Raw genomic sequence first — 24910 nt, forward strand, 5'->3', positions numbered from 1 at the left:
ACCCGTGCTTAGCTCCCACCCGGCGGGCCCGGGGGGGCTTACGCCGGCCCTGTTGGCCCCCGGTGCCCCCCCAGGGGGGAGGGGCCCGCCGGTTCGGCGGGCCCCTCCTCCGTGGGCGGCGACGGCCCGGCGTGAGGAACCTAACGCCAGGGGTCCGTATCGACGGGCGAGAGGAGTCTGATGCCCCGCCGCGATATCTGCTTCAATGGAGCACATGGCCAGCTACCAGCACATCGCGTCGGGTCGCAGTGACCTCGAACCGTTCTGGCCTTCCCGTCAGCACCATGATTTCGACCGGGTGTGTTGCCGCGCGTGGAACGCGCAGGCCCACTAAAGCCGCTCACCCCGGCCTTCGGTCCGCGCGTACGACGTAAGTCCGTCCCTGACGACTCCTCGCGCGAAAGAGCTGACCTTCATGGCGAACACTCGTACTTTCTCCGCCGCGTCCGCCGCCACGGCGGCGTCCCCGGCGCCCGCTGCGGCCCGTCCCACCGCCCGTTCCCTCCCCGCCCACCCGAACCGGCACCGGCTGCGCGCGGTCGACAGCGACGAGGTCGCCGGACCGGCCGATGTGACGGGCTTCCTCCCGCCCGGGGCCACCTGGCTGCCCGCCCCGCAGCACACCCTGCCCGCCCTGCCCGGTCAGCCGCCGATGATCGGCTACCTGGTGCTCGTGCCGGCCGACCAGCAGCCGGCGCTCGCGGGGGCCGTGGCGGCCTCCCGGCTCCGGCCGGGAGGCTCGCCGTTCCTCCAGCGGCCGGAGCCCGATGAGACGGCCGACGAGGGGGCGCCCGGCGGTCCGGTCCGGATCGACGCCACCCGGCGTACGGCTTCGGTCGACGGCGTCGTCCTGGACCTCACGTACCTGGAGTTCGAGCTGCTGTCCCATCTGGTGGCGCACCCGCACCGGGTGCACACCCGCGACCAGTTGGTGACGACGGTGTGGGGCTACGGGCACGTGGGCGACGGGCGCACCGTCGACGTGCATGTCGCCCGGCTGCGCCGCAAGCTCGGTGCGGAGTACCGGCGTTCGATCCAGACGGTGCGGCGGGTCGGGTACAAGTACACGCCCTGACGGCCCGGTTCACCACGTACGTCCGGCCACCCCGGGCCACGGGTCCCTCCCTCACCGTGGTCCGGGGCCGTCCGGGCGCCTCAGGCCCGCTGGGCCGCCGGAGCCGGCGCGTGTGCCGGCCCGGTCGGCTCGCCGTACCCGTCGTGGCCCTCGTCCTCCAGGCTCGGCAGGCGCGAAAGACCGCGCGGGGTACGCCAGTTGCGCTCACCCAGGAGCAGCATCACGGAGGGCAGCAGCACCATCCGTACGACCGTGGCGTCGAGCAGCACCGCGACGGCGAGGCCGACGCCCATCTGCTGCATGTCCTGCATGGACAGGGTGCCGAACACCGCGAACACCGCCACCATGATGGCCGCCGCTCCGGTGACCGCCCCGGCCGTGCGCCGGATGCCGGTCTCGATCGCGGCCCGGTTGTCCAGGCCGCCGCCGCGCGCCTCCCGGATCCGGGAGACGACGAACACGTGGTAGTCCATCGACAGGCCGAACAGGACGACGAGGACGAACAGCGGCATCCACGCCTCGATCGCGCCGACCCCCTCGGAGCCGATGAGTGAGGCGCCCCAGCCGTGCTGGAAGACGGCGGTCATCACGCCGTAGGAGGCGGCCACCGAGAGCAGGTTGAGGGCGATGGACGTCACGGCGATGACGTAGCTGCGGAAGCAGAACAGCATCAGCAGGAAGGTGACCGCCGTGATGAAGGCGAAGACCGGGACGATGCCGCGCCGGAGTTGGTCGTTGAAGTCGACCGATCCGGCGGTCTCCCCCGTGACGTGGGCCTTCGCCCCGGTGCCGTCGAAAGCGGCGGGCAGCTTCCGCTCGCGCAGTTCGGTGAGGTCGGCGGTGCCGCGCGGGAGGGGGATCTCGATCTCGGCGACGTTCTCGGCGCGGTGGACGGTGACGTCCTCGAAGCCGTCGAGGGCCTGTGCGACCCGCGGGGCGGTGATGTCGGGCGCGGTGACGACGACGAGGGCGGGGGCGGGGCCGCCGGGGAAGCTCTCGGTGATCCTGCTGTGGGCGATCGAGAGCTGCGAGTCGGAGCCGAACTGCTTCTCCAGGCCGAGGGATTCGGTCTTCATGCCGAGGGCGGGCGCGGCGAGCGCCAGGAGCAGGACGACGACGGCGACGGCGAAGGCACGGGGGCGGGCGAGGACGGGGCCAAGGACCCGGCCGACGATCCGGCCGCTGCCCACTTGGCCGTGCTTGGCACGGCGGTTCAGCAGCGGGACACGGCCGGCCTCGATCCGGTCGCCGAGCCAGGAGAGGAGGGCGGGCAGGACGGTGACCGAGCCGAGCATGGCGATGAAGACGACGATGATCGTGGCGAGCGCGAAGCCCTTGAACAGCAGGAGCCCGGAGAGGAACATGCCGCCCATCGCGACCATCACGGTGAGGCCGGAGACGAGTACCGCCCGGCCGCTGGTGGCGGCCGCGATGCGCAGGGCACTCTCGGCGTCCCGTCCGGCGGCGCGTTCGTCGCGTTCGCGGCGCAGGTAGAAGAGGCAGTAGTCGACGCCGACGGCGAAGCCCATCAGGAACATCACCGAGTACGTGGTCTGGAACAGGTGCAGTTGGTGGCTGGCGATCGACAGGAGGCCGAAGGCGGCCATGCACGCGGTGAGGGCGAGCCCGACCGGGAGCAGGGCGGCGACCACCGCGCCGAAGGTGACGAGCAGGATACCGAGGGCCAGCGGTACGGCGGTGAACTCCGCCTTCTTGAAGTCCTCGGCGAGCAGGTCGCCGAGCCACTTGCCCGCGCTGGCCTCGCCGAACTGGTGGATCTCGGTGTCCGGGTGGTCCGCGCCCACGGCGGCGACCGCGTCCAGGACGGGCTGGATCCGGTCGGACGAGGTGGCGGCCTCGCCCTTCATCTCGAAGGCGATCAGGGCCTCCTTGCCATCCTCGGAGGCGACGGGCGGGGCGATGTTCCGCGTTTCGCCGGTCGCCCGTACGGCGTCGGCGAGGGCTTCGGCGGCCGGCTTCCAGCCGCCGGGGGCGGGGGCGGAGACCATGACGAGTTCACCCGCGGGCTTGTCCAGTCCGGCGTCGAGGAGGATCTGCTCGGCGCGGGCGGACTCGCCCGCGCCGTTCTCCGCGTTGGTCATCTCCACCATGCCGGTGGCCCCGCCGAGGCCCGTGGCGAGCACGACGAAGAGCAGCCAGCCGAGAACGGCCGTCTTACGATGATGTGTGCTCCACACGCCGATGCGTGCGGCGAGATTGCGCCTCATGCGGTTTCTCCCCCGGAGGTAAGCGTCAGGTAAGCGATCGGGACGCTTCGAATCTAGGAATCGGACACGGTCCGCCCCAGCCGTCGGAGCCCCCGGTGGCTGAGGCGTAGGGGGCGGGTGCGGGGGTGGTGCCAGGTACACCCCCGCCGGGTGGCGGACCGGCTGACGCGGCGGAGCGGGGCCGGGTGAGACTGGCACCCGGACCGGGACCGGCCCGGCTCCGGTGAGGGGGGAGAGACCCGCGATGAAGGTGTTCTCGGGACGGCTGCGGCCGGCGGCACTGGCCGCGGGGCGAGGGCTGTTCCTGTCGGTGGCCGGTCTGACGGCGTCCATCACGCTGTTCGTGCTCGCGGTGCTCTCGATCGCCTTCATCCTGCTGGGCATCGGCGTGTTCACCACCCCGGTCGTGCTGGAGGCGGTCCGCATCCACGCCAACCAGCGGCGGCTGTGGGCGGTGACCTGGTCGGACGTGCGGATTCCGGTTCCGTACCGGCGCTTCCCCGGGGATCTGCGGACGGGCGTCACCGGCCAGGTGGAGCGCACCACGCTGATGCTGAAGGACCCGGCGACCTGGCGGGATCTCCAGTGGCTGCTGGTCGACATGACGGCCGGCGCGGTGGTGGCGTTGCTGGCGGCGGGCCTGATGATCTACCCGGTCGAGGGGCTCGTCCTGGCGGCGGGCCTGTGGCGGGTGTTCCGCGACGACCCGTACTGGTACGGGTTCGTGCCGGTGGACAGCCAGGCGACGGGGCTCGCGGCCCTGGCACTGGGGATCGCGCTCTTCCACGCCGGGCTGTGGGCGAGCCGGCCGCTGCTGCGACTGCACTTCGTGCTCGCTCGTACGGTGCTGGCGCCGACCCAGGACCAGGAGCTGGAGCAGCGCATCGAGCGGCTCACCGAGACCCGGCACGAGGCCGTGGACACCGCCGCCTCCGAGCTGCGCCGCATCGAGCGGGATCTGCACGACGGGGCGCAGGCCCGGCTGGTCGCGATGGGCATGAACCTGGGCACGATCGAGGCGCTGATCGAGAAGGACCCGGCGCGGGCCAAGAAGATGCTGGCGACGGCCCGGGAGTCGTCGGCTCAGGCGCTGACCGAACTGCGCGACCTGGTCCGGGGCATCCACCCGCCGGTCCTCGCGGAGCGGGGCCTCGGCGACGCGGTCCGGGCGTTGGCGCTGCGGCTGCCGGTCGCCTCCGAGGTGACGGTGGAGCTGCCGGGCCGGGCGGCGGCCCCGGTGGAGTCGGCGGCGTACTTCGCGGTCAGCGAGGCCCTGACGAACACGGTGAAGCACGCGGGGGCCGAGCGGATCCACGTGGATGTGCACCATGCGGAGGGGATGCTCCGGATCTCCGTGACGGACGACGGCAGGGGCGGTGCGGTGCTCGGATCGGGCTCGGGTCTGAGCGGAATCGAACGACGACTGGGTACATTCGACGGCGTACTGGCCGTCAGCAGTCCCGTGGGCGGTCCCACCATGGTGACCATGGAGATTCCTTGCGAGTTGTCCTAGCCGAAGATCTCTTCCTGTTGCGCGACGGCCTGGTGCGCATGCTGGAGGCGTACGACTTCGAGATCGCCGCGGCTGTGGAGACCGGGCCCGAACTGACCAAGGCCCTGGCCGAGTTGGAGCCGGACGTCGCCGTCGTCGACGTCCGGCTCCCGCCGTCCCACACGGACGAGGGACTCCAGTGCGCCCTGGCGGCCCGTCGGGCGCGGCCGGGGCTTCCGGTGCTGGTGCTCTCGCAGCACGTGGAGCAGCTGTACGCACGGGAGTTGCTGGCGGACGGCGACGGCGGCATCGGCTATCTGCTGAAGGACCGGGTCTTCGACGCGGACCAGTTCATCGACGCGGTACGGCGGGTGGCGGCGGGCGGCACGGCGATGGACCCGCAGGTCATCTCCCAGCTCCTGTCGCGCCGTTCGCGGGACAGGCCGATGGGCGGACTCACCCCGCGCGAGCGGGAGGTGATGGAGTTGGTGGCCCAGGGCCGCTCCAACGCCGCCATCGCCTCACAGCTGGTGATCACGGAACGGGCGGTGGCCAAGCACACGTCGAACATCTTCGGCAAGCTCGATCTGCCTCCGTCGGACGACGACAACCGTCGGGTGCTGGCGGTGCTGGCGTATCTGGACCACGGCTGATCCGACGCGTCGCGTGCCGCCGCCCCGGGACGCTCCTCCGCCGCCTTCGCCTCCGCCGTCGAGCGGGCCGGTGGGCCCGGGGCTCCGTTCAGCCCGTGAACCGCCCCGCCGATTCGCGGCGCACCATGGGGGCCGTGACCGAGCGGCTGGGCTACCGGCCCGCCGCCATCGCCCGGTCCGCCGCCTCGCCGCACACTCTGGGCGGCTTCCTGAAGATCAGCGCCACCTCGGACTCAGGGGTGGGCTACGGCAAGACTCACGACGTAGGCCTCCTCCACCTCGCCGTCCGGGAACAGGGCGGTCAGCAGGGCCCGTTCACGGTCGAAGTAGGCGCGGACCACCGCCGGTTCGCCGATGAGGAAGTCGGAGTGGGTGGCCAGGTTGGCGATATGGGCGTCGATCGGTACGCGGCGGCTCCACGTCACCTGCCGGGTGCGGAAGTCGAGCCCGTCGGGCAGCTCCGCCCGGAAGCGGGCCCGGTGGGACGGTACGGCGGGGATCTCCACCCCGAAGAAGGTCCGCATACGGTTCTCCTGGTCGGCCAGCCACTCCACAGACGAGTCGCCGTCGTTCCACCACAGCACCAGCGCCCCGCCCGGCCGCAGTACCCGGCGGCCCTCCGGGATCGAGCGGGCGGGGTCGGTCCAGTGCCAAGCTTGGGCGTACGTGATCAGGTCCATGGAGCCGGTCCGTAGTGGCAGGTTGTTCCCGTCGCCCCGGACCAGGGGGACGTCCGGCAGGCTCCGGCGGAACTGCTCGGCCATCCCGTCACCCGGTTCCACCGCCGTGACCCGGGCCCCGCGCTCGTGCAGCCGCGCCGTGCCGAGCCCGGTCCCCGCTCCGACGTCCGTGACCCGGGCTCCGGCGAGCGGCAACCCGGCCAGCTCCTCGACGGCGTCGAACAGGGCGGGCGGGTAGGAGGGGCGGTGCGCGTCATAGGCGGCGGCGATGGCATCGAAGGAGCGGGCCCGCACAGGATTTGTCATACGAGCAATCATCGCGCGGGGCCTCCGGAGCGGCACGGAAATCTCTGCACGCCTCTGGTACCCCCCGCATACCCGTCAGTACATTGACGGCATGTCTCATAAGCAGCCAGCGGCGGTCGCGGCGGAGCGGACGCCCCTCAAGGCCCGCAAGGTGTCCTTCGACTGGGAGGGGACCCCGCTGCACTGGGTGCCGGGCGACCCGTTCACCACACACACCATCAACGTGCTCCACCTGCTGCTCCCGGCCGGGGAACGCTGGTTCATCCATGTGTACCGGCAGATACTCCCGTACCTCCATGACGACCGACTGCGCGAGGACGTCATCGGGTTCATCGGCCAGGAGGCCGTGCATTCGCAGGCGCACGACGATGTGCTGCCACACCTGCGGGAGTTGGGACTCGACCCGACCCCGTACACCGCGCAGGTCGACTGGTTCTTCGAGAAGCTCCTCGGGGACCGGACACTGCCGCCGGGACGGGCCTCGAAGTGGTGGCTGATGGAGCGGGTGGCGACGATCGCGGCGATCGAGCACTACACCGCGTTCCTCGGCGACTGGATCCTCAACGCCGACGCCCTGGACCGCCGGGGCGCGGATCCCACGATGCTCGATCTGCTGCGCTGGCACGGGGCGGAGGAGGTCGAGCACCGCTCGGTGGCCTTCGACGTCTTCATGCACGTGGACGGCGGCTACCGCCGGCGGGTGCGCACCTGGGCGGCGGCGTTCTCCGCGCTGGTGTTCCTCTGGCAGCGCGGCATCCGCTTCTTCATGGCGAACGACCCCACGCTGCCGGGCGGCAAGGCCTCCTTCAAGGCGTTCCACACGAGCGGGAAGCGGGGCACACTGCCCAGCACGGGCGCGATCCTGCGGTCCGTGCCCAGCTATCTCAGCCGGTCGTACCACCCGTCGCAGGAGGGCAGTACGGCCCAGGCCGTGGACTACCTCGCCCACTCCCCCGCCGCACTCGCCGCGGAGACCGCCACGTCGGGAGGGGCCTGACCCATGGTGCTGCCCCGTCTGCGAACCGTCGTGCTGGTCTCCGGAGCCGCCCTGCTCACCCGGCGCGCCCTGAGACGCCGGATCGCCCGGTCTCCGTTGTGGCCCCTGCCCGCTCTGCCCGTACCGATATCGGGCCACTCGAAACGGCGCGCGACCTCGGTGCGCCGGCTGCTGATCACCGGGCGGACCGTGATCGCCGACGGTGTCGTGCGGCTCCGGCTGGAGGGGACCGGTCTGCCTCGCTGGGAGCCGGGGGCCCATCTGGACCTGGTGCTGCCGTCCGGCCTGGTGCGGCAGTACTCGCTGTGCGGCGACCCGGCGGACAGCGGCGCGTACACGGTGGCGACCCGGCTGGTGGAGGACGGCCGGGGCGGTTCGCGGGAGGTGCACCAACAGCTCCGGGAAGGTCTGGAGATCGAGGTGCGCGGGCCGCGCAACCGGTTCCCGCTGACCTCGGCCCCGGGGTACGTCTTCGTCGTCGGCGGCATCGGGATCACCCCGGTCCTGCCGATGCTGCGGTCGCTGGCCGCGTCGGGGGCCGACTGGCGGCTGCTGTACGGAGGCAGGTCACGGGGGTCGATGCCGTTCCTGGAGGAGATCGAGAGGCTCGGTGCGGACGGGGGCCGGGTCACGGTCGTCGCCCAGGACGAGGCGGGCCACCCGGACGTCACGACGGCGCTGGCCGGTCTCGCCCCGGACACGGCGGTCTACTGCTGCGGTCCCGAGCCACTGATGGACGCCGTCGCCGCCGCGCTCCCCGACGGGCACCCCCTGCACCTGGAGCGGTTCTCGGCCGCGCCGGGGGACGCCGCGGGGCCCGGTTCCGGGGCGTTCGAGGTGGAGTTGCGGCGCAGCGGGCGCACGGTGCCTGTCGCGGCCGGGCAGTCGGTCCTGGCCGCCGTCCGCACGGCGGCGCCCCATGTCGCGTACTCCTGCGAGCAGGGGTTCTGCGGGACCTGTCAACAGCGGGTCCTGGAGGGCGAGATCGATCACCGCGACGGTCTGCTGACCGACGACGAGCGGGGCGACTCGATGCTGATCTGCGTCTCGCGCTGTCGCGGCGGACGTCTGGTCCTGGACCTCTGAGGGCGGGCGTGGGCTCGGCGTCCGCCGCGCGAGGTCCGGCCCCGGGCACACGAGCGCGGCATGATCGGTCAGACGCCTCCGAGCCCGGATAGGCTGTCCGTATGACGACCGGGATGCGGCGCAGGATGGGCGTCGACGAACGCAGACAGCAACTGATCGGCGTCGCGCTGGAGTTGTTCAGCCGTCGCTCGCCCGAGGATGTGTCGATCGACGAGATCGCCGCGGCCGCGGGCATCTCCCGTCCGCTGGTGTACCACTACTTCCCCGGGAAGCAGAGTCTGTACGAGGCGGCGCTGCGGCGGGCCGCGGACGAGCTGGCGGCCCGCTTCCTGGAACCCCTCGAAGGGCCGCTGGGCGCGCGGCTGCTGCGCGTGATGGGACGGTTCTTCGACTTCGTCGACGAGCACGGCCCCGGCTTCTCGGCGCTGATGCGGGGCGGACCCGCGGCCGGTTCCTCGACGGCGAACGCCATGATCGACGGGGTGCGGCAGGCCGCGTACGAGCAGATCATCACGCACCTCGGAGTGACCGAACCGCCCGCCCGGCTGGAGCTGGTGGTCCGCTCCTGGGTCTCGCTCGCCGAGTCGACGGCGCTGATCTGGCTGGACGGGCGGCGCATCCCGCGCGCCGAGTTGGAGACGCAGTTGGTGCACGACTTCGCGGCGCTCGCGGCGGTCAGCGCCGCGTACGACGAGGAGATGGCGGGCATCGTGCTGCGGGTGCTGGCCCAGGAGCCGGCGGACGGCCCGTTCGGGGAACTGCTCGCCCGGCTCACCCGGCTCTCCGCGTTCGCCCCGGACGTGCCGGACGTGCCGGACGTGCCCGCGCAGCGTCTGCCGCACTGAGCACGCCGGGCGGGAAGCGGGATCAGGCCGGCAGGCCGTTGCGGTGGGAGACGCGGCGGGCGGCGGCCAGCAGGGCATGGATCTGCGGGCCCGCCTGGTCGATCTCGGTGACCGGGCGCGGGAACGGCAGCGTGACGTCCTCGTGGGTGCTCGGGTATTCGAGCCGCAGGGTCAGCCCGAAGCGGTCCATCGCCAGCGGCACGGCCCGCGTCATACCGCGCTCCGGGCGGGGATGGACGAGGCGCAGGAGCAGTGGGACGAGTTCGGCGTGGTCGTCCACCAGATGGGTGAGCATGCCCGCCTCGCAGGCGGCGATCGGGTCGGTCTCCACCTCCTCCAGCTCCTCCAGGGTGACGAAGGTGCGTCCCTCTGCGTCCTCCAGGACGGCCTGCCCGAACTCCATGCAGGTGCTGTGCTCGGTGCCGGTGCCGGTGGTGTACGGGGCGGCGAGCAGCCCGGTGACCGTGACACGGGCGCGCAGCCGGTCGCGTACGGGGGTGGGGGCGATGTCCGTGAACTCCAGCCGGGCCGGGACGCGTTCGGCGCTCGGCGCGTGGCCGCCGTCGTTCGGGGCGTGCAGGTGGATGTGGCCCATCGCGCCCGTGCCGTCGAGGCGGCGGACTTCGGTGTGCAGCCCGTCACTGACCACGGTCATGGAGTGGGCGACGGTCAGGATCGACCGGACGCGTTCGGCGCGGGTCGGCCGCGTGGCGCGGGAGCGGGAAAGACGCATCCGAGTTCTCCAGGGAGGGTCAGCGGAACCCAAGCTGCCACTTAGGTATGCCTAACCTTACCCACATGGCCGGGGTGTGGGTAGTCCGGGGACTCCATCCGCGTACCGGTCCCCGCCCACTGCCAGGTCAGAGCTGTAGCTCCGTGCGCAGGGCGGCGGCGAGGCCCACCTCCGCGTTGTCCGACTGGCCGCGCTCGAAGGCGCACCGGTAGGCCTCGTCGCCGACGGCCGCCCGCGCCTGGAGCTCGCACTTCTCACGGACCGGCCCCAGCTCCGGCGTGCCGCGCTGGGGATGGCCGACCATGCGCCAGTACGCGTGACCGGTGCCGTAGACCCGGGCGGCCTGCGCGCCCGCGCCCTGGGCGGCGATGGCGGCGGCCAGGATGTCCAGGCCCAGCGCGATGCCGAAGCTGTCGCGGAGCCGGTGCTTGCCCGCGAGCATCGACCGGGCGTGCGCCGCGGAGGCGGCCGGGCGGCCCTGGAACAGGGCGATCAGGGCGAGCTGGTAGTCCGCGTAGGAGCGGGTCCAGTATTCGCCGCCGCGTTCACAGGCGCGGCGCAGCTCGGTGGCCGCCGCCTCCGACTCGGCGAGCCGGCCGAGCGCCGTGAGCGCGAAGACGGTGACGAGGCGGCAGCGCAGCCGGTGGGCCGAGTCCACCGGGACGCTCTCGGTCATCCGCAGGACCCGCCCGGCCGCGTCCAGGGCCGAGGCGGGCTCCCCGGTCATCAGCCGGGTGAGGCCGGAGAGATAGGCCGCGCCGAGCATGCCCTCGTCGTCCCGGTCGTACAGGGCGGTGGCCGTGCAGAGCGCGCCGTACTTGTCAGCGGTCGCGAAGTCGCCCTGGAGCAGGGCCGCGACGCCGAGGACCCATTGCAGCCTGGTCCGGTGGGGTCCGTCCACGGAACCCGCGTCCAGGGCGCGCTGGGCGTAGCTCCGGGCCTCGGCGAGGTGGCCGCAGCAGGCCCAGAAGAAGCCGACACGGCCCGCCATCTCCTGGGCCCCGCCGACGTCGTGGACGAGCAGGTGCTCCAGGGCGGCGCACAGGTCGAGGTGGGTGTCGGACACCTTGTGGTACCAGGACACCTGGTCCGGTCCGGTCCAGCCGTCGTGGGCGCGGCGGGCGAGGCCGAGGAAGTTGTCGGCGTGCCGGTCGGCGGCGGCGCGGGCCTCGCCCAGTTCGGTGAGCCACATCCGGCCGTACTCGCGGAGCGTGTCGAGCATCCGGTAGCGGTCGCCGTCGCGCTGGACGACGGACTGGGCGACGAGGCCCTGGAGCGCCCGGTCCACCTCGTCCGGGGTGAGCGGGCCGCCCGCGCAGACCTCGCGGGCGACCTCCGCGTCGAAGTCGGTCCGCAGCGGGGTGAGGCGGGCCCACAGGAGGCGCTCCAGCGGGGTGCACAGCTCGTGGGACCAGCCGATGGCGGTGCGCAGGGTGCGGTGGCGGCGGGGCCACGCCGTCGCGTCGGCGAGGAGGTCGGGGTGGGCCGTGCCCGGGTCCTCCTTCGCCCCGTCCGCGCCCGATGCTCCGCATTCGAGGCCGAGGGAGAGGACTCCGCCGCCCTCGTGCGTGCCGAAGCCGGCGCTCCGGGCGTCGAAGCGGGTGCCGATCCGGGCGGCGAGCTGGGCCACGCTGAGCCGGCCGATGCCCGCGACAGCCAGTTCGATGGCCAGCGGGATGCCTTCCAGGCGGCGGCAGATCTCGGCGGCGGCCGCCTCGTCGCCGGGGGCGTCGAGACCGGCCCGGGGGTCGGCGGCGCGCAGCCGGTCGGCGAAGAGCTGGAGGGCGTCGGGAGCGCCGTCGACGGGGAGCGGCTGCACCTCGACGACGTACTCGCCCCGGGTGCCGAGCGGCTGTCTGCTGGTGACCAGGACGGTCAGTCCCGCCGAGGTGGTCAGGATCTCGGCCAGCAGATGGGAGCAGGGGCCCCGGAGGTGTTCGGCGGAGTCGAGGACCAGCAGGAGGCGTTTGTCGCCGAGCCATTCGCAGAGCGCCTCGACGGGCATCCGCAGGGTGTGGTCGGCGAGTCCGACGGCCTCCGAGACGGTGGGGAGCAGCAGCCCGTCGTCGGGGAGCGGGGAGAGGTCGGCCCACCAGGCGCCGTCCGCGTAACGGTCGGCGGCGGCGCGGGCGGCCCGGACGGCGAGCCGGGTCTTGCCGACGCCGCCGGGACCGATCAGGGTGGTCATCCGCCGGGTGGTCAACGCGGTGTGCAGCCGGGCCAGTTCGGCCCGCCTCCCGACGAAGCTGCTCGTCTCGTCGGGAAGGTATCCCACCTTGGTCATCATCACCGTCCGCACGCTGGGGCACTGTGCGCCGGCGAGCCGACCGCCCCGGGTGGGGCTCCTGTCGCGCGCACCGGGCCGGTCCCGCCTCCCCGGTGGGGAGAGCGGGACCGGCCCGGTGGACCAGGACGGCTGTCGCGGCTCCATTGCCGACGTCTGCCGTCACCGTAGTGCTGCCGGAGGTCAGCGCAGCGTGAAGACGGCCACCGTGCGTCCCGGTACGGTGAAAGTGGCCGATTTCCCGTCGTACCTGGCTCGTTTGACCGTAGAGTCCGCACCCTTGGCCTGGACGGGGTGCAGGGCGTACGTCTTCCCCGTCGGCGCGGCGAGCCGCTGGTCGGCGGTGGTCGGCGCGGCGTTGAGGACGACGACCAGGTCGCCGAGGCGCATGGTGATCACGCCGGGGGTCTCGGTGGTGCCGGAGAGCGGGAAGGACAGCGCGGACCGCACCTGGTCCGCGGTGGTGAGGGAGAACTCCTTCTCGGTGGAGCGGATGGTGAGCAGGTCACGGTAGGCGGCCGAGGCCCCGTCGATCCGCGCGCAGTCCGGCGCGATGGTGCCGGCGGCGGCCAGGAGCGGCTTGGCGTACGCCCACTTGTCCTGGTTGTCGGCGGCGGGCGGCAGGCCCCGGCCGAAGCCGTTGCCGTCGCGGCAGTCCCAGTGCAGGGCGTTGAACCAGTCGCCGCTGTCGTAGGAGTTGCGGTCCAGGGACTTGGAGCGCAGCAGGTCGGTGCCCGCCTGGGAGAGCGAGGGTCCCTGCGAGAGGACGGAGGCGGCCATGGCCACCACCTGGGCCCTGGCCCGTTCGGCGGCCGTGGTGGAGGCCGGGAGCTTGAAGGCGAGGGTGTCGAAGAGGGTCTCGTTGTCGTGGGCGTCGGAGTAGGCGAGCGCGTCGCCGGGGGCTGCCGCGTATCCGGCGGGCGCCCCGTTGTAGTCGACCTCGGAGCCCTTGACGGTTCGGCCGGAGGTGTCGGTGAAGGTGTAGTCGGCGAGGTTGCCGGTGAGGCCGACCTTGATCAGGTCCTGGTAGTGCAGCAGCCGGGCCTTCTGCTCGGCGCGGGTGCCGTTGGCCGGGGAGGAGTTGGGGTCGGTGTAGAGGCCGGTGGCGAAGCCCTGGACGCCGGGGTCCTCGTCGAAGGGGCCGCCGCCGCGCACGGCGTCGCGGGCCCGGTCGGAGAAGGTGGCGATGCCGGTGCCGGCCATGTTCTTCTGGGTGGCCTGGACGAAGCGGGCGTCGTCGGCGATCTCGCCGAAGTTCCAGCCCTCCCCGTACAGGATGATCTTCTTGCCGTCGACGCCGTCCTTCGCGGGCGTCAGCCCGTCCAGCGCCGCACGGACGGCGAGGATGTTGTCCTTGGGGTGGTGGCCCATCAGGTCGAAGCGGAAGCCGTCGACCTTGTACTCCTTCGCCCAGGTGACGATCGAGTCGACGACGAGCTTGCCCATCATGGTGTTCTCGGGCGCGGTGTTGGCGCAGCAGGTGGAGGTGGCGACGGCGCCGTCCTCCAGGAGCCGCTGGTAGTAGCCGGGCACGATCCGGTCGAGGACCGACTTGTCGTCCTGGCCGGAGGCGACGGTGTGGTTGTAGACGACGTCCATGACGGTGCGCAGACCGGCCTGGTTGAGGCCCCGCACCATCTGCCGGAACTCGACCGTGCGCCGGGTGCCGTCCGGGTCGGAGGCGTAGGAGCCCTCGGGGACGGTGTAGTGCAGCGGGTCGTAGCCCCAGTTGAAGCCGTCCTTGGCGGCGGCCTTGCTGACGCAGGCCTGCTGCTCCTCGGAGTCGGGCGCGTAGACGGACAGCTCGCAGGCGGGCACCGCCTGGTCCTTCTTCTTCTCCGGGATCGTCCCGATGTCGAAGACGGGCAGCAGATGCACGTAGCCGGTGCCGGCGTCGGCGAGCTTCTTGAGGTGCTTCATGCCCTTGGAGCGGGTGTCGGTGAAGGCGAGGTATTCACCGGGGTGGGCCGCCGTGCGGTCCGTGACCGAGAAGTCACGGACGTGCAGTTCCTGGATCTGGGCGTCCCGCAGTGGAGTCGCGGCGGGCTTCTTCAGACCGGACCAGCCGCGCGGGGCCAGCTTCGGGTCGGTGAGGTCGACGACGAGGCTGCGGGCGGAGTCCGCGGTCAGGGCCGTGGAGTAGGGGTCGGTGACCTTGTTGGTGACCACCTTCTGGACGGTGGGGGCCCAGACGGTCACGGCGTACCGGTAGGGCTTGCCCCGCCAGCTCTTCTTCCCGGTGACCGACCAGACGCCGGTGCGGTCGTCGCGTTTCATCGGGTGTGTACGGCCGTCGAGTTCGAGCGATACGGTCCGGGCGGTCGGGGCCCAGACGGAGAGCGTGGGCGTGCCCTTCCGGAAGACCGGGCCGAGTGCGGCGGAGGCCGCCTTCTTCCCGTACAGGTCGTCCAGAATGCCCGCGGTCTGTACGCCGGTGGCGGCGAGCAGAGCGCCGTTGGCGGCGCGTTGGGTGGCGACGATCTGGCCGCGCAGGGATTCACGGACCCGGTCCCGGTCGCGGACGTCCACGGTGAACGCCGGGTAGTCCCCCAGGTGCGGGTACTTCGCCTTCTGCGCGTCGCTGAGCGCGCCCGGGGTGAGCCGCAGCCACTGGCCTTCGTCGGAGAGCGCCCCGTCGACGACGGAGATGCCCCCCTTCTTCGCGTACACGAGCTGCTGGCTGGTGGCGTCGGTCGTCTTCACCTTCCAGACGACGGTGTCCGCGTCGAGCCACTGCGCCTGGGCCTGGGAGAGGTCGGGGGCAGCGCCGCCGCCCGTCTGCGGGAGCAGGTAGCCCGGCTTGCCGCCGAGCATCCAGACCTCGTGGCCGTACGTGGCGAGGTCGAGGGACTGATCGGTGGGCAGGTCCTTCTCGTCGCCCTTGTGCAGGATGTAGCTGAGCGAGGTGGCGCCGTCGACGAGCGGTACCTCGAAGGTGACCCCGTAGGCGTCCTTCTTCGTGGGCCTCAGCGGCTTCGACCAGTCGGTGGGCTCCTTGGCCCCGGCCCAGGTGTGCAGTCCCCAGCCGTCGTAGTCCCCGTCCGGGCGGTGGTAGTTGAGGATGGCCTTGCCGGTGTCCTGCGGCGGGGCCTCGGGGGCTTCGACCGCCTGCCCGTCCTTGCCCTGCTCGATCCAGACCTGGCCGGTCACGCCGAGGCCGATCGTCCGCTGCGGTCCGTCCGCCGCGCCGTTCTTCTCGACGGTGTACGGGACGGAGTCGGTGCCCTTCTCCAGGTCGATCCAGGCGAACGCGCCGTAGGCGTCCCGGCCGATGAACTCGGCGGACTTCCCGCCGGACTTCAGCTGCCAGCCCTCGTAGTCGCCGTCGGCCCGCCGGTAGTGGACGAGGGCCCGGTCGCGTTCGACGGCGACGGGCTTCGCGGGCTGCGGTGCCTGACCGGCGGTGGTCGAGGCGAGAGCACTGGAGGTGCGGCCCGTCCGGTCGACGACGACGGCCTTGTAGCGCAGCGGGGTGCCCGCCTTCACCGTCTCGTCGAGATACTGGGTGACCTTGTACGGGGCGTGGTCGGCCGAACCGAGCGTCTGCCACTTCCCGTTGCCCACCTGGGCGGCGAAGACGACCCGGTTGAGCTGTCCGCCGTCCACGTCGGCGGAGATCTCGACGGTGCCGGTCGCACCGGCGGCCGGGGCCGTGAGCGCGACCGCCGGCTTGGTGGCGTGAGAGCCGACCGGCCGGTCCGCCTTCAGCACGATGCTGGAGAGGGCGGGCACGGTGACGGTGACCTTCTTGTCCTTGCCGCTGCGGGTGGACCCGGACCCGCCGTACAGCGTACGGAAGTTCATGTCGGCCGACTCGGTGGCGAGCTGGACCTCCTTCGGGCTCGTGCCGTTGTTGGAGGCGACGAGGTATTCGTACGGGCGCTCGGTCGCGATACGCGAGGTGGCGTACACCTGGCCCCGCGCGTGCCGCTCGATCTGGGTGCCGTCGCGCAGCGCCGGGTGGCTCTTGGTGAGCTTCGAGAGCGCGGCGATGGAGCGGTAGAGCGGGTGCTTCGTGTCGTACGCGTCCGAGGCGTGGGTGCGATCGGTGCCGAGCTGGTCGTCGTCGAGGTAGTCGGCGGTCTTCGAGGCGAAGAGGGTCTGGCGGGAGTCCTTGTCGCCGCCGGCTCCGGTGAAGCCCTGCTCGTCGCCGTAGTAGACCACCGGGTTGCCCCGGCCGAGGAACATCAGTTCGTCTGCGAGCCGGGCCCGCTTCAGCAGCTCGGCGTCATCGGCCTTCGGGTTGTCCTGCTTCAGGAAGGTCCCGATGCGGCCCATGTCGTGGTTGCCGAGGAAGGTGACCTGCTCGTAGGCGTTGGCCTTGTCGGTGGTGTAGCGGTAGTCGTTGCCGTAGACGGAGGCGAGCCGGTCGGCGGGCGCGCCCTGGGAGGCGAACTGCCGGGCGGCGTCCTGGAACGGGAAGTCGAGCGTCGAGTCCAGGCGGCCCCGGGTCACATAGGGCGAGGTGACCTCGGTGTCGGCGGAGTAGATCTCGCCGAACATGAAGAAGTCGTCCCTGCCGCGCTTCGCGGCGTACGCGTCGAGCGCGGTGGCCCACTGGGTCCAGAAGTCCAGGTCGACGTGTTTGACCGTGTCGATGCGGAAGCCGTCGATGTCGAAGTCGCGGACCCACTTCTCGTAGATCTTCTCCATGCCCCTCACGACCTCGGGACGCTCGGTCCACAGGTCGTCGAGCCCGGAGAAGTCGCCGTACTCGTTGGACTCGCCGGCCCACGTCGAGTCACCCCGGTTGTGGTACATGGTGGGGTCGTTGAGCCAGGACGGGACCTTCTCGCCGGTGCCGGGGGCCTGGACCGGGGTGTACGGGAAGGAGTCCCGGTCGACCTGCTCGACGCCGTCCCGGTCGTCGAAGGGGCGGCCGTTCCCGTCGAGGTAGGGGAAGGCGCCCTTGGGCTTGTAGCCGTAGGCCTTCTCCGCGTGGTCGACGGTGTCGGCGGTGTGGTTGGTGATGACGTCGAAGAAGACCTTCATGCCCTTGGCGTGGGCCTTGTCGATCAGCCGCTCCAGGTCGGCGTTGGTGCCGAAGTGCGGGTCGACCTGGGTGAAGTCGGTGATCCAGTAGCCGTGGTAGCCCGCCGAGGCGTCCTTGCCGGTCCCCTGCACGGGCCGGTTCTTGAAGATCGGCGCCATCCAGATGGCGGTGGTGCCGAGGTCCTTGATGTAGTCGAGTTTCCGGGTGAGGCCCTTGAGGTCGCCGCCCTGGTAGAACCCCTTGTCGGTGGGGTCGTAGCCGTGCTCCAGCCGCGAACCGGTCAGTCCGCCGCGGTCGTTGGAGGCGTCGCCGTTGGCGAACCGGTCGGGCAGCACGAAGTAGAACTGCTCGCGTGTGAGGTCGTGCCGGTCCGCCTCACGGGCGAGTTTCGTGTCCGAGGGCGGGGCCGGCGGCCGGGGCGACGCGGCGGCGGTGGCCGCCGGGACGACGGGCAGCAGCGCCGCGCACAGGGCGGCCACCGCCCATCGTCCGGGGATGGTTCGGGACACGGAGGGCACTCCTCGGGGCTTGATCGGTCGATCGGTACGCAGGCGGGCCGGTGGCGGCGCCACCGGCCCGCTCGAAGGGATACGGGTCAGCTGCGCCAGACGTCGGCGGTCAGCGTGACCTTGCCGGAGGCCGGAACGGTGGCGGTGCGGTTGCCGCCGCTCTCCCAGGTGACCTCGGAGCCCGCCTCCTTGCGGAGGTACTTGTAGGCGAACGTCGTCCCGGCGGGCAGGTTCACGTCCAGCTTCCAGACGGGGTACGCGGCCGGGTCGAGTTTCGGCGCGTTCGCCGGGTTCCAACCGCCGAGGGCGGCCAGGTCGCCGGTGACGTGGATGTTCTGGCCGGGCCGGGTGGCGGCGTTGACGCCGAAGGAGGCGCCCGAGGTGCCGTTGCCGGGGCCCGGGTCGGGGTTGGTGCCGCCTCCACCGCACGTACGGGCACCGGCGTGCAGGGCGACGGCGGTGCCGGCCGGGACGGTGGCGGTGAACTGGCCGGAGCCGTTCACCGTGACGCCCTTGCCGGACTGGACGTCGCAGTAGTCGCCGGCGGGCAGCGAGGTCTGGAAGGTCCGGTCGAGCGCGGAGCCCTCGTGGTTGATGGCGACATACGCCTTGTTTCCCCGGCCGAAGGCGATCCGGTCGCCGCCGTTGTCCCACCAGTCGGTGACCGCCTGGCCGCGTGCGGTGTTGCGCAGGCCGACCATGGAGGAGATCTCGCGCCAGGCGTGCTGGCACTTCCAGCCGTCGCTGTAACAGGCGTTCACCTGGCCGCCGTTCGGCGGTCCGGCGTCGTGGTCGCTGAACTCGTAGCCGGAGTGGACGTCCGGGGAGCCGTAGGGCCAGGCCAGCATGAAGACGTTGGCCAGGGTGTAGGCGGAGCCGTGTCGGTAGTTGAGGGTGTCGCCGCCGCGCTCGGTGTCGTGGTTGTCGACGAAGACGCCGGACTTCCCGGACTCCATGAAGCCCCAGCCCTCGCCGAAGTTCTTCAGGTGGGCGAGGTTCTCGTTGAGGAAGACCTGCTTGAGGCTCCGCCCGTACCGGAACTCCTGGACGTCTCCGCTGCCGAGGTACTCGGAGGGCGAGACGGCCTCCCCCGCCCCGTGGATCGCCTCGTGCTTCCAGTAGACGTTCGGGTTGCTCAGCCGGGACTTGATGTTGGCGAGGTCACCGGCGGGCATGTGCTTGGCGGCGTCGATCCGGAAGCCGTCGACACCGAGCGAGAGCAGGTCGTTCAGATAGCCGGCGATCCTCCCGCGTACGTAGTCCTCGCCGGTGTCCAGGTCGGCGAGGCCGACCAGTTCGCAGTTCTGGACGTTGCCGCGGTCGTTGTAGTTGGTGATCTGGGCCCGGCAGTCGTCCATGTCGTTGCCGGAGTAGAGGCCCGGGTAGTCGTACTTGGTGTAGGCGGTCCCGCCGGTGCCGCTGCCGCCGCCGGCCGACATGTGGTTGATGACGGAGTCCGCGATGACCTTCACCCCCGCCGAGTGACACGTGTTCACCATGGCGGAGAAGGCCGCACGGTCACCGAGCCGGCCGGCGATCCTGTAGCTGACGGGCTGGTAGGAGGTCCACCACTGGCCGCCCTGGATGTGCTCCTGGGGCGGCGAGACCTGGACGTAGCCGTAGCCCGCCGGACCGAGGGTGTCCGTGCAGGCCTTGGCTATGGAGGCGAACTTCCACTCGAACATCACGGCGGTGACGTCCTTGTCGCCCGGAGCGGCGGCCTGCGCGGTGCCCGCGGCGCCGAATCCGGTGGGGATGACGAGGGCGGCGGCGCCGGCCAGGGCGAGCGCGGCGGACAGGGGTCTGCGTGCCATGTCTTTCCTCCTGCGGTGGGGGAAACGCGGGTGACGGTGCAGCCTCACGTGACAACGCGCCGTGCCCTCAAGGCTCCTGAAGGTTCTTGCTGCAAGAATGCAAACCTTGCCGCGGAGCAGACCGTACGAGCCCACTCCGCGCTGGTCAACCTTTTGGACATCTCCCGCTCACATCCGCGAAATCAGGCAGTTTTCTGCCTGCAAAGCCTTTCGCAAGTTATTTCGTGAAGGTAAAGTTCGCCCGGACTCCGGCCCGGTCGGCCGGGGGTCCCGGCCGCCTCGGCACCGGGCCCCACGCGCCCGGCCGGCCGGGCCGGTCACGGGGCCGGTTTCGCCGGGCCGGTCACGGGGCCGGTTTCGCCGGGCCGGTCACGGGGCCGGTTTCGCCGGGCCGGTCACGGGGCCGGTTGTGGGGCCGTCACGGGGACTGGCCGCGGGAACTGATCGCCCGACCGTCACGGGACCGGGTACGGCGGGGCGCGGACAGGCCTCGCGACGATCACGCGTGGCCGCAGTGGCGGCTTCGGCACGACTACGATCGCCTGGCCCTCGACCACGGATTTCGAGACCTCGACGGTGAAGGTGTCGGCGGTGGCCTTCTGTGTCAGGGCCGCCTCGACGCCCGCGTTGGTGCGGGTGGAGAGGTCCTCGGTCTCGCGGGCGAGGTCGAAGGTCAGGACGCGGAAGCCGTCCGAGTCCGGCGCGAGGAGAGGTGGCACGATCCGCGCCAGGGCAGAGGCCGAGGGCGGCGAGGTGCTCTTCGCCGACCTGGCCGACGCCCGCTCCGGCGAGGTCACCGGGCGTACATGGGGCGCCAGGGGCCGCACACCCATCGTGCGCCGCACCGGCAACCGGTTCCCGGTGAACGCGATGTCCGCGATCAGCACCAAGGGCCGCATGCGCTTCATGGTGTTCGCCGAGACCTTCGACACCGACGTCATGTGCCGCTTCCTGGACCGCCTCGCCGTACACTTCACCCGCAAGGTCCACCTCGTCCTGGACGGACACTCCGCCCACCGTTCACGCAAAGTCCGAGCCTGGCCGGACGACCACCCCGATCGGATCGAGCTGCACTTCCTGCCGTCGCACTCACCGAGCAGAACCCGGACGAGCTGGTCAACGCCAGCCTCAAACGCAGCCTGCCCACGCACCACCGAGCACGTGACCAATCCCAACTCGCGGCCGAAACGCGCGGGTTCTTCCATCGACGCCGGCGGAAACCCACATCATCCGCGGCTACTTCGGGGGCCCGCACGTGCACTGCACCCTCGAATAGACCCCTTTGAGTTTCGGGTCAATAGAGGCCGTTTCCTTTGATCGTTGGCGGGGTCGGCTACGTGGAAGGTCGTCCTGACAACTCCAGCACGTCCATCAGGTGGCGCTGGGTGTGGGCGTATGCCTCCTGAGCGTTGAGTGTTCCTACATTCACGTTCAGAACATGCCACGGGGCCTGTGCGAGGAGGCGACAGGTCAAGGCGGCTTCGAAGCGGAGATGAGCGGCAGCCGACGAGAGGTCATGAACAGCCTGAGTACCAGGGGAGCAAGCAAGTTTCCGCACGTACCAGTCTTCCCAGGCATCGCCTTCCCGCTCGACTGCGCGTCGCAGCGCCGTCTCCGGATTGTCGTGGACGTACACCACGGTGATCTGGGCCGGCTCCACGGCCCGGGACAGCTCTTCCATGACCTGGACGAGAGTCCCCTCGTCGTGGCCCCATGCCACAAGAGACGGAATGAAGGACAGAAGGGCATCTGTCACCAGGTGGTCCTTGCCCGCCGCGAGTGACTCCGCGACGTAGGCGCGAGTGCACGCAACCAAGGTCGCAGGCTGCACGACGGCAGTCTCACTGGCGAACTCTTCAGCCACGGGCCGGAAAGCCGACCGTGTGAGAATGTCGGCCTCCTCGAAGTGGTCGACCGATGCGCCGATGCTGGTAAGCTACTGGGCCACCGCACGACACAGGGTGGTCTTGCCGACTCCAGGGCTACTGCCGATGACGGAGATGAGGTGCATAGTCATGACGGCAGTTTCGCACCCGTGTGCAGCCCTTCACTCCGTGAGTCGCCGGTAGTTGATGAGGGCTGCGGCGATGCCGACGAAGGCGAGGAAGTGTTCCGGTTTGCGTTCGTAGCGGCGGTGCAAGCGTCGGCAGTCGGCCAGCCAGGACACGGTCCTCTCGACAACCCGACGATGACGGCCCAGGCGCTGGGAAGACTCGACGCCCTGCGGGCGATGCGGTGGGTGATGCCGCGTGACCGGAGCCATCGGCGCAGGTGGTCGTAGTCGTACGGACTGGGTTTCCACCCCTGGAACTTCACTGGTTCGGGCCCGTCCGGTCGGGGACGGCCGGTACGGTCCCGGTCATGGCGATCCTTGAAGCACGCAACCCGTCCCCCCGTCCGTCAACCAACCCCCCGCCAGGCCGCCCCTCGACCAACCCGCCGACGAGGCCGGACAAGAACCCGCCATTCCCGCCGAACGCCCCCCAGAGGCCCCCGAGGTAGACGGTCGTGCGTGTCGTTCTGCGCTCCTACGAGGAACTGCCCGAACCCGTACGGCGGGCGGTCGCCGGCCAGGTCGGAGAGAACAGTTCGGTCGCCAACATGGCCAACGCGACCAGCTCGGGTTTCGCCGCCCTGCTGACCGCCCCCTGCGGCAGGAGGGTCTTCGTCAAGGGGCTGCCCGAGGACCACGAACGGACAGCCGAGCTGAACGTGGAGAGCGCGGTGGCGCCGTTCCTACCCGACTTCGCACCACGTCTCCTGTGGCGGGTGGCAGCGGGCGGTTGGACGATCCTCGGGTTCGAGGGGATCACCAGCACGTCACCGTGGGCCGATTTCTATGCGGACGACAGCCCCCATCTGGACTCCGTCACGACGGCCCTGCAGGAGCTGAGCACGACGTCCGCGCCGCCCGAGGCCCGGTTGACGCCGGCGTGGGAGCGGTGGAAGGAGTACTGCGACCCTGTTGACAAGCCGCTGCTGACAGGGGACATGCTCGTGCACGGCGATCCGGCGGCGGTCAACTTCCTGCCCGGGACCGACCGGACGTGGCTGGTCGACTGGGCGTGGGCGGCCCGGGGCCCCGGATGGGTGGACGCGGTCCTGTGGGGCCAGCGCCTCGTCCTGGACGGCGAGCAGACTCCCGAGCAGGCCGCCTGGTGGTGCCAGCGCATTCCCGCGTTCGCCGAGGCTCCCCGCGAGGGCGTGGTGGTACTCGCCGAGGCCGACGCCCGTTCCTGGGAGGCATGGCATGAGTACGGGACGCCCGGCCTGGAGCGCCACGTGAAGGCGGCACGAGCGTGGGCGGACTACTGGCAGACCCCGTAGCTGCAGGCGAGGGGAAGTGCGGGCGTTGGCCAGCGGTTCAGAGCCCCGCGCGCGGGAGCTGGACGGTAACCTGGCCGGGCCCTCTCCACGGTGCCCGTCCCTCTCCGGACTTGGCTTGCCAGGGGTAAGGTCGTCCCGAATACGCAGGTAGCCCACCGGGTGCCGATACCGATCCAGCCGCCTCGCTGCCCGGACGGTACGTCCCGGGCATCCACCAGCCGTCCGCGGCCGAGCCCTCGGGAACGGTTCGTGTCCAGGATGCGCGGGCCGCTCTCATGGAACGGATCTGGGGGGTAGCGCGAGGCCGCCCCAGCGGTCCTCGAAGGCCGCGACACGGGTCGATCTCCGCGACCAGGATACGTGCGTGATCCACGCCGCGCGGTAGCGGCTGACGTCTCTCGGCGTCGGGTTGAAAGCTGACCGCTGAACGGCGGTGCAGAACTGACCCACCTCGCGGCCGTCTGATCATCCTGATCTTGTTCGAGGATCAGGAGGAGAGGGTGATCTCCGTGGAGGACTGGGCTGAGATCCGTCGGCTGCACCGGGCCGAGAAGATGCCGATCCGGGCGGTTGCCCGGCACCTGGGCATTTCGAAGAGCACGGTGAAGCGGGCGCTGGCCACCGACCGGCCGCCGGTCTACCAGCGGCCCGCGAAGGGCTCGGCGGTCGACGCGGTCGAGCCGCAGATCCGCGAACTGCTCAAGCGGACTCCGACGATGCCGGCCGGGGGTCCCGGCCGCCTCGGCACCGGGCCCCACGCCCGGCCGGCCGGGCCGGTCACAGGACCGGTTGTGGGGCCGCCACGGGGACTGGCCGCGGGAAGTGACCGCCCGACCGTCACGGGACCGGGTACGGCGGGGCGCGGACAGGCCTCGCGACGATCACGCGTGGCCGCCATGACGGCTTCGGCACGACGGCTTCGGCACGGCGGCTTCGGCACGGCGGCCACGGTCGGGAGGGTCCGTCCGGTCGGACGCCCCTGCTCTACGGCGTGTGTACAAGGGTGACCCAGGTGCATGTCCCGTCACCGGGCGGGTAGGCCGCCGCCCCGAAACCCCAGGTCCCCCGATGCGACTCCACCAGTCCGGGGACCCGCACGAGGGCTGCCCGACGGCGTTCATCGCACGCGGCGGCGAGCCGGGGATGGGCATGGGCGGCATGGGTGTCGTACACCGCGACCTGGAACACACCCGCCGCCCAACGCAGCGCGAGATGGATCTGGTCCCCGGCTCCCGTGAACCGGCTGGCATAGGTGACGAGTTCGTGGACCAGCTGAGGCGCCGGGAGGACCGCCTCCTCCTGCACCTGATGCCCGTCCAGGATGACCTCGACAGTCTCCTCGGCCAGGTCTGGCGTAGCCACGGCCGAGGGCAGCGTGAGCCCGTAGGAGAGGCTCTCCGGTCCCGGCTCCCGCAGGTCAGGACGCGGTTGCGGATACTGGGTGAACCGGGGCGTGGCACGCAGGGCAAAGGGAACAGGCGGTGCGGCCGGAGCCTGGGTTACGGGGATGAGGCGCGGGGCTCCACCCGGCAGGGCGGGGGCGGACTCCTCGCTGGGCGAATCGCCCGTGGGGCCGGTCCTGGGCAGTACGGGGGTGAGATCGTTCTCGGGCATGGCAACTCCGCTCGCTGGTGCGGTGATTGATGGTCCGTGCGCGTACGTGGACGTCTGCGGCACACAGCGGGACAGTGGCTCGTCACCCTGACGCGGGCACACCCCTCCCAGGGAAGGAGGATGCGGGCAGGCTCGCCTGATGCACTTCGTTCTCGCCATGCGTGAGCGTCGCATGACTTAAAGCAGAGCACGCCTCGCATCATGCGCCACCAACTCGATGGAACTTAACCACCAATGGATCGGTAGCGTGACGGCGGGCAGCCTGAGAAACAGA

17 protein-coding genes and 2 pseudogenes are annotated in these 24910 nt (G+C 71.2%); 9 read left to right on the forward strand and 10 right to left on the reverse strand.

Annotated elements, in window-relative coordinates; all coding sequences use genetic code 11:
* Window positions 1-415 precede the first annotated feature (415 nt).
* On the forward strand, window positions 416-1075 hold the full coding sequence (locus ACZ60Q_RS01490) for a winged helix-turn-helix domain-containing protein (protein ID WP_469626716.1): 660 nt from the start codon (window positions 416-418) through the stop codon (window positions 1073-1075).
* A gap of 80 nt (window positions 1076-1155) precedes the next feature.
* Here the strand turns inward: ACZ60Q_RS01490 and ACZ60Q_RS01495 are convergent, their stop codons facing one another.
* Window positions 1156-3303, reverse strand: a complete 2148-nt coding sequence (locus ACZ60Q_RS01495) for an MMPL family transporter (protein WP_469626719.1) — start codon at window positions 3301-3303, stop codon at window positions 1156-1158.
* Window positions 3304-3547: 244 nt separating this feature from the next.
* Here ACZ60Q_RS01495 and ACZ60Q_RS01500 point away from each other — a divergent pair, with 244 nt between their 5' ends.
* Together ACZ60Q_RS01500 and ACZ60Q_RS01505 are read left to right on the forward strand one after the other, a co-directional pair.
* Window positions 3548-4816: a sensor histidine kinase gene (locus ACZ60Q_RS01500; RefSeq protein WP_469626722.1), complete on the forward strand. Its 1269-nt coding sequence runs from the start codon at window positions 3548-3550 to the stop codon at window positions 4814-4816.
* Window positions 4801-5448, forward strand: coding sequence for a LuxR C-terminal-related transcriptional regulator (locus ACZ60Q_RS01505; RefSeq protein WP_469626725.1), 648 nt, complete (start codon window positions 4801-4803; stop codon window positions 5446-5448). The genes ACZ60Q_RS01500 and ACZ60Q_RS01505 overlap by 16 nt, the downstream gene beginning before the upstream one ends.
* Window positions 5449-5681: 233 nt before the next feature.
* Here ACZ60Q_RS01505 and ACZ60Q_RS01510 read toward each other — a convergent pair whose 3' ends face one another.
* Window positions 5682-6434: a class I SAM-dependent methyltransferase gene (locus tag ACZ60Q_RS01510; RefSeq protein ID WP_469626727.1), complete on the reverse strand. Its 753-nt coding sequence runs from the start codon at window positions 6432-6434 to the stop codon at window positions 5682-5684.
* 91 nt (window positions 6435-6525) lie between these two features.
* On the opposite strand from ACZ60Q_RS01510, the gene ACZ60Q_RS01515 reads away from it, so the two are divergent.
* From ACZ60Q_RS01515 to ACZ60Q_RS01525, 3 genes are all read left to right on the forward strand, one after another.
* Window positions 6526-7431: a metal-dependent hydrolase gene (locus ACZ60Q_RS01515; protein WP_469626730.1), complete on the forward strand. Its 906-nt coding sequence runs from the start codon at window positions 6526-6528 to the stop codon at window positions 7429-7431.
* Window positions 7432-7434: 3 nt separating this feature from the next.
* Window positions 7435-8517, forward strand: coding sequence for a PDR/VanB family oxidoreductase (locus ACZ60Q_RS01520; RefSeq protein ID WP_469626733.1), 1083 nt, complete (start codon window positions 7435-7437; stop codon window positions 8515-8517).
* Between the two features lie 101 nt (window positions 8518-8618).
* Window positions 8619-9362, forward strand: a complete 744-nt coding sequence (locus tag ACZ60Q_RS01525) for a TetR/AcrR family transcriptional regulator (protein WP_469626736.1) — start codon at window positions 8619-8621, stop codon at window positions 9360-9362.
* A 22-nt stretch (window positions 9363-9384) separates the two neighbouring features.
* Here ACZ60Q_RS01525 and ACZ60Q_RS01530 read toward each other — a convergent pair whose 3' ends face one another.
* The 5 genes from ACZ60Q_RS01530 to ACZ60Q_RS01550 all read right to left on the reverse strand — a co-directional run bounded on the left by ACZ60Q_RS01530 (window position 9385) and on the right by ACZ60Q_RS01550 (window position 20414).
* Window positions 9385-10095, reverse strand: a complete 711-nt coding sequence (locus ACZ60Q_RS01530) for a DUF2470 domain-containing protein (RefSeq protein ID WP_469626739.1) — start codon at window positions 10093-10095, stop codon at window positions 9385-9387.
* 127 nt (window positions 10096-10222) lie between these two features.
* Complete coding sequence (locus ACZ60Q_RS01535; RefSeq protein WP_469627964.1) at window positions 10223-12382, reverse strand: ATP-binding protein; 2160 nt, start codon at window positions 12380-12382, stop codon at window positions 10223-10225.
* A 180-nt stretch (window positions 12383-12562) separates the two neighbouring features.
* Window positions 12563-17881 (reverse strand): pullulanase-type alpha-1,6-glucosidase, encoded by a 5319-nt coding sequence (gene pulA / locus ACZ60Q_RS01540; protein WP_469626742.1) that lies wholly within the window; start codon window positions 17879-17881, stop codon window positions 12563-12565.
* An 86-nt stretch (window positions 17882-17967) separates the two neighbouring features.
* A complete protein-coding gene (locus ACZ60Q_RS01545; protein WP_469626744.1) occupies window positions 17968-19695 on the reverse strand; it encodes a carbohydrate-binding module family 20 domain-containing protein in 1728 nt (575 codons plus the stop codon).
* A gap of 455 nt (window positions 19696-20150) precedes the next feature.
* Window positions 20151-20414 (reverse strand): hypothetical protein, encoded by a 264-nt coding sequence (locus ACZ60Q_RS01550; protein WP_469626747.1) that lies wholly within the window; start codon window positions 20412-20414, stop codon window positions 20151-20153.
* 34 nt (window positions 20415-20448) lie between these two features.
* Between ACZ60Q_RS01550 and ACZ60Q_RS01555 the strand changes: the two genes are divergently transcribed.
* Window positions 20449-21012, forward strand: coding sequence for a transposase (locus tag ACZ60Q_RS01555; RefSeq protein WP_469626750.1), 564 nt, complete (start codon window positions 20449-20451; stop codon window positions 21010-21012).
* Between the two features lie 16 nt (window positions 21013-21028).
* On the opposite strand, the gene ACZ60Q_RS01560 is transcribed toward ACZ60Q_RS01555, so the two are convergent.
* Together ACZ60Q_RS01560 and ACZ60Q_RS01565 are read right to left on the reverse strand one after the other, a co-directional pair.
* Window positions 21029-21559: a hypothetical protein gene (locus tag ACZ60Q_RS01560; RefSeq protein WP_469626753.1), complete on the reverse strand. Its 531-nt coding sequence runs from the start codon at window positions 21557-21559 to the stop codon at window positions 21029-21031.
* Between the two features lie 183 nt (window positions 21560-21742).
* Window positions 21743-21951, reverse strand: a pseudogene (locus ACZ60Q_RS01565) (transposase); the annotation flags it as partial.
* Between the two features lie 252 nt (window positions 21952-22203).
* On the opposite strand from ACZ60Q_RS01565, the gene ACZ60Q_RS01570 reads away from it, so the two are divergent.
* Complete coding sequence (locus ACZ60Q_RS01570; RefSeq protein ID WP_469626755.1) at window positions 22204-23022, forward strand: aminoglycoside phosphotransferase; 819 nt, start codon at window positions 22204-22206, stop codon at window positions 23020-23022.
* A 500-nt stretch (window positions 23023-23522) separates the two neighbouring features.
* Window positions 23523-23747, forward strand: a pseudogene (locus ACZ60Q_RS01575) (helix-turn-helix domain-containing protein); the annotation flags it as partial.
* A 259-nt stretch (window positions 23748-24006) separates the two neighbouring features.
* Here ACZ60Q_RS01575 and ACZ60Q_RS01580 read toward each other — a convergent pair.
* Window positions 24007-24636: an ATP-binding protein gene (locus tag ACZ60Q_RS01580; RefSeq protein ID WP_469626758.1), complete on the reverse strand. Its 630-nt coding sequence runs from the start codon at window positions 24634-24636 to the stop codon at window positions 24007-24009.
* Window positions 24637-24910: the final 274 nt, after the last annotated feature.

It is taken from the genome of Streptomyces sp. NPDC104313, from assembly GCF_055583985.1.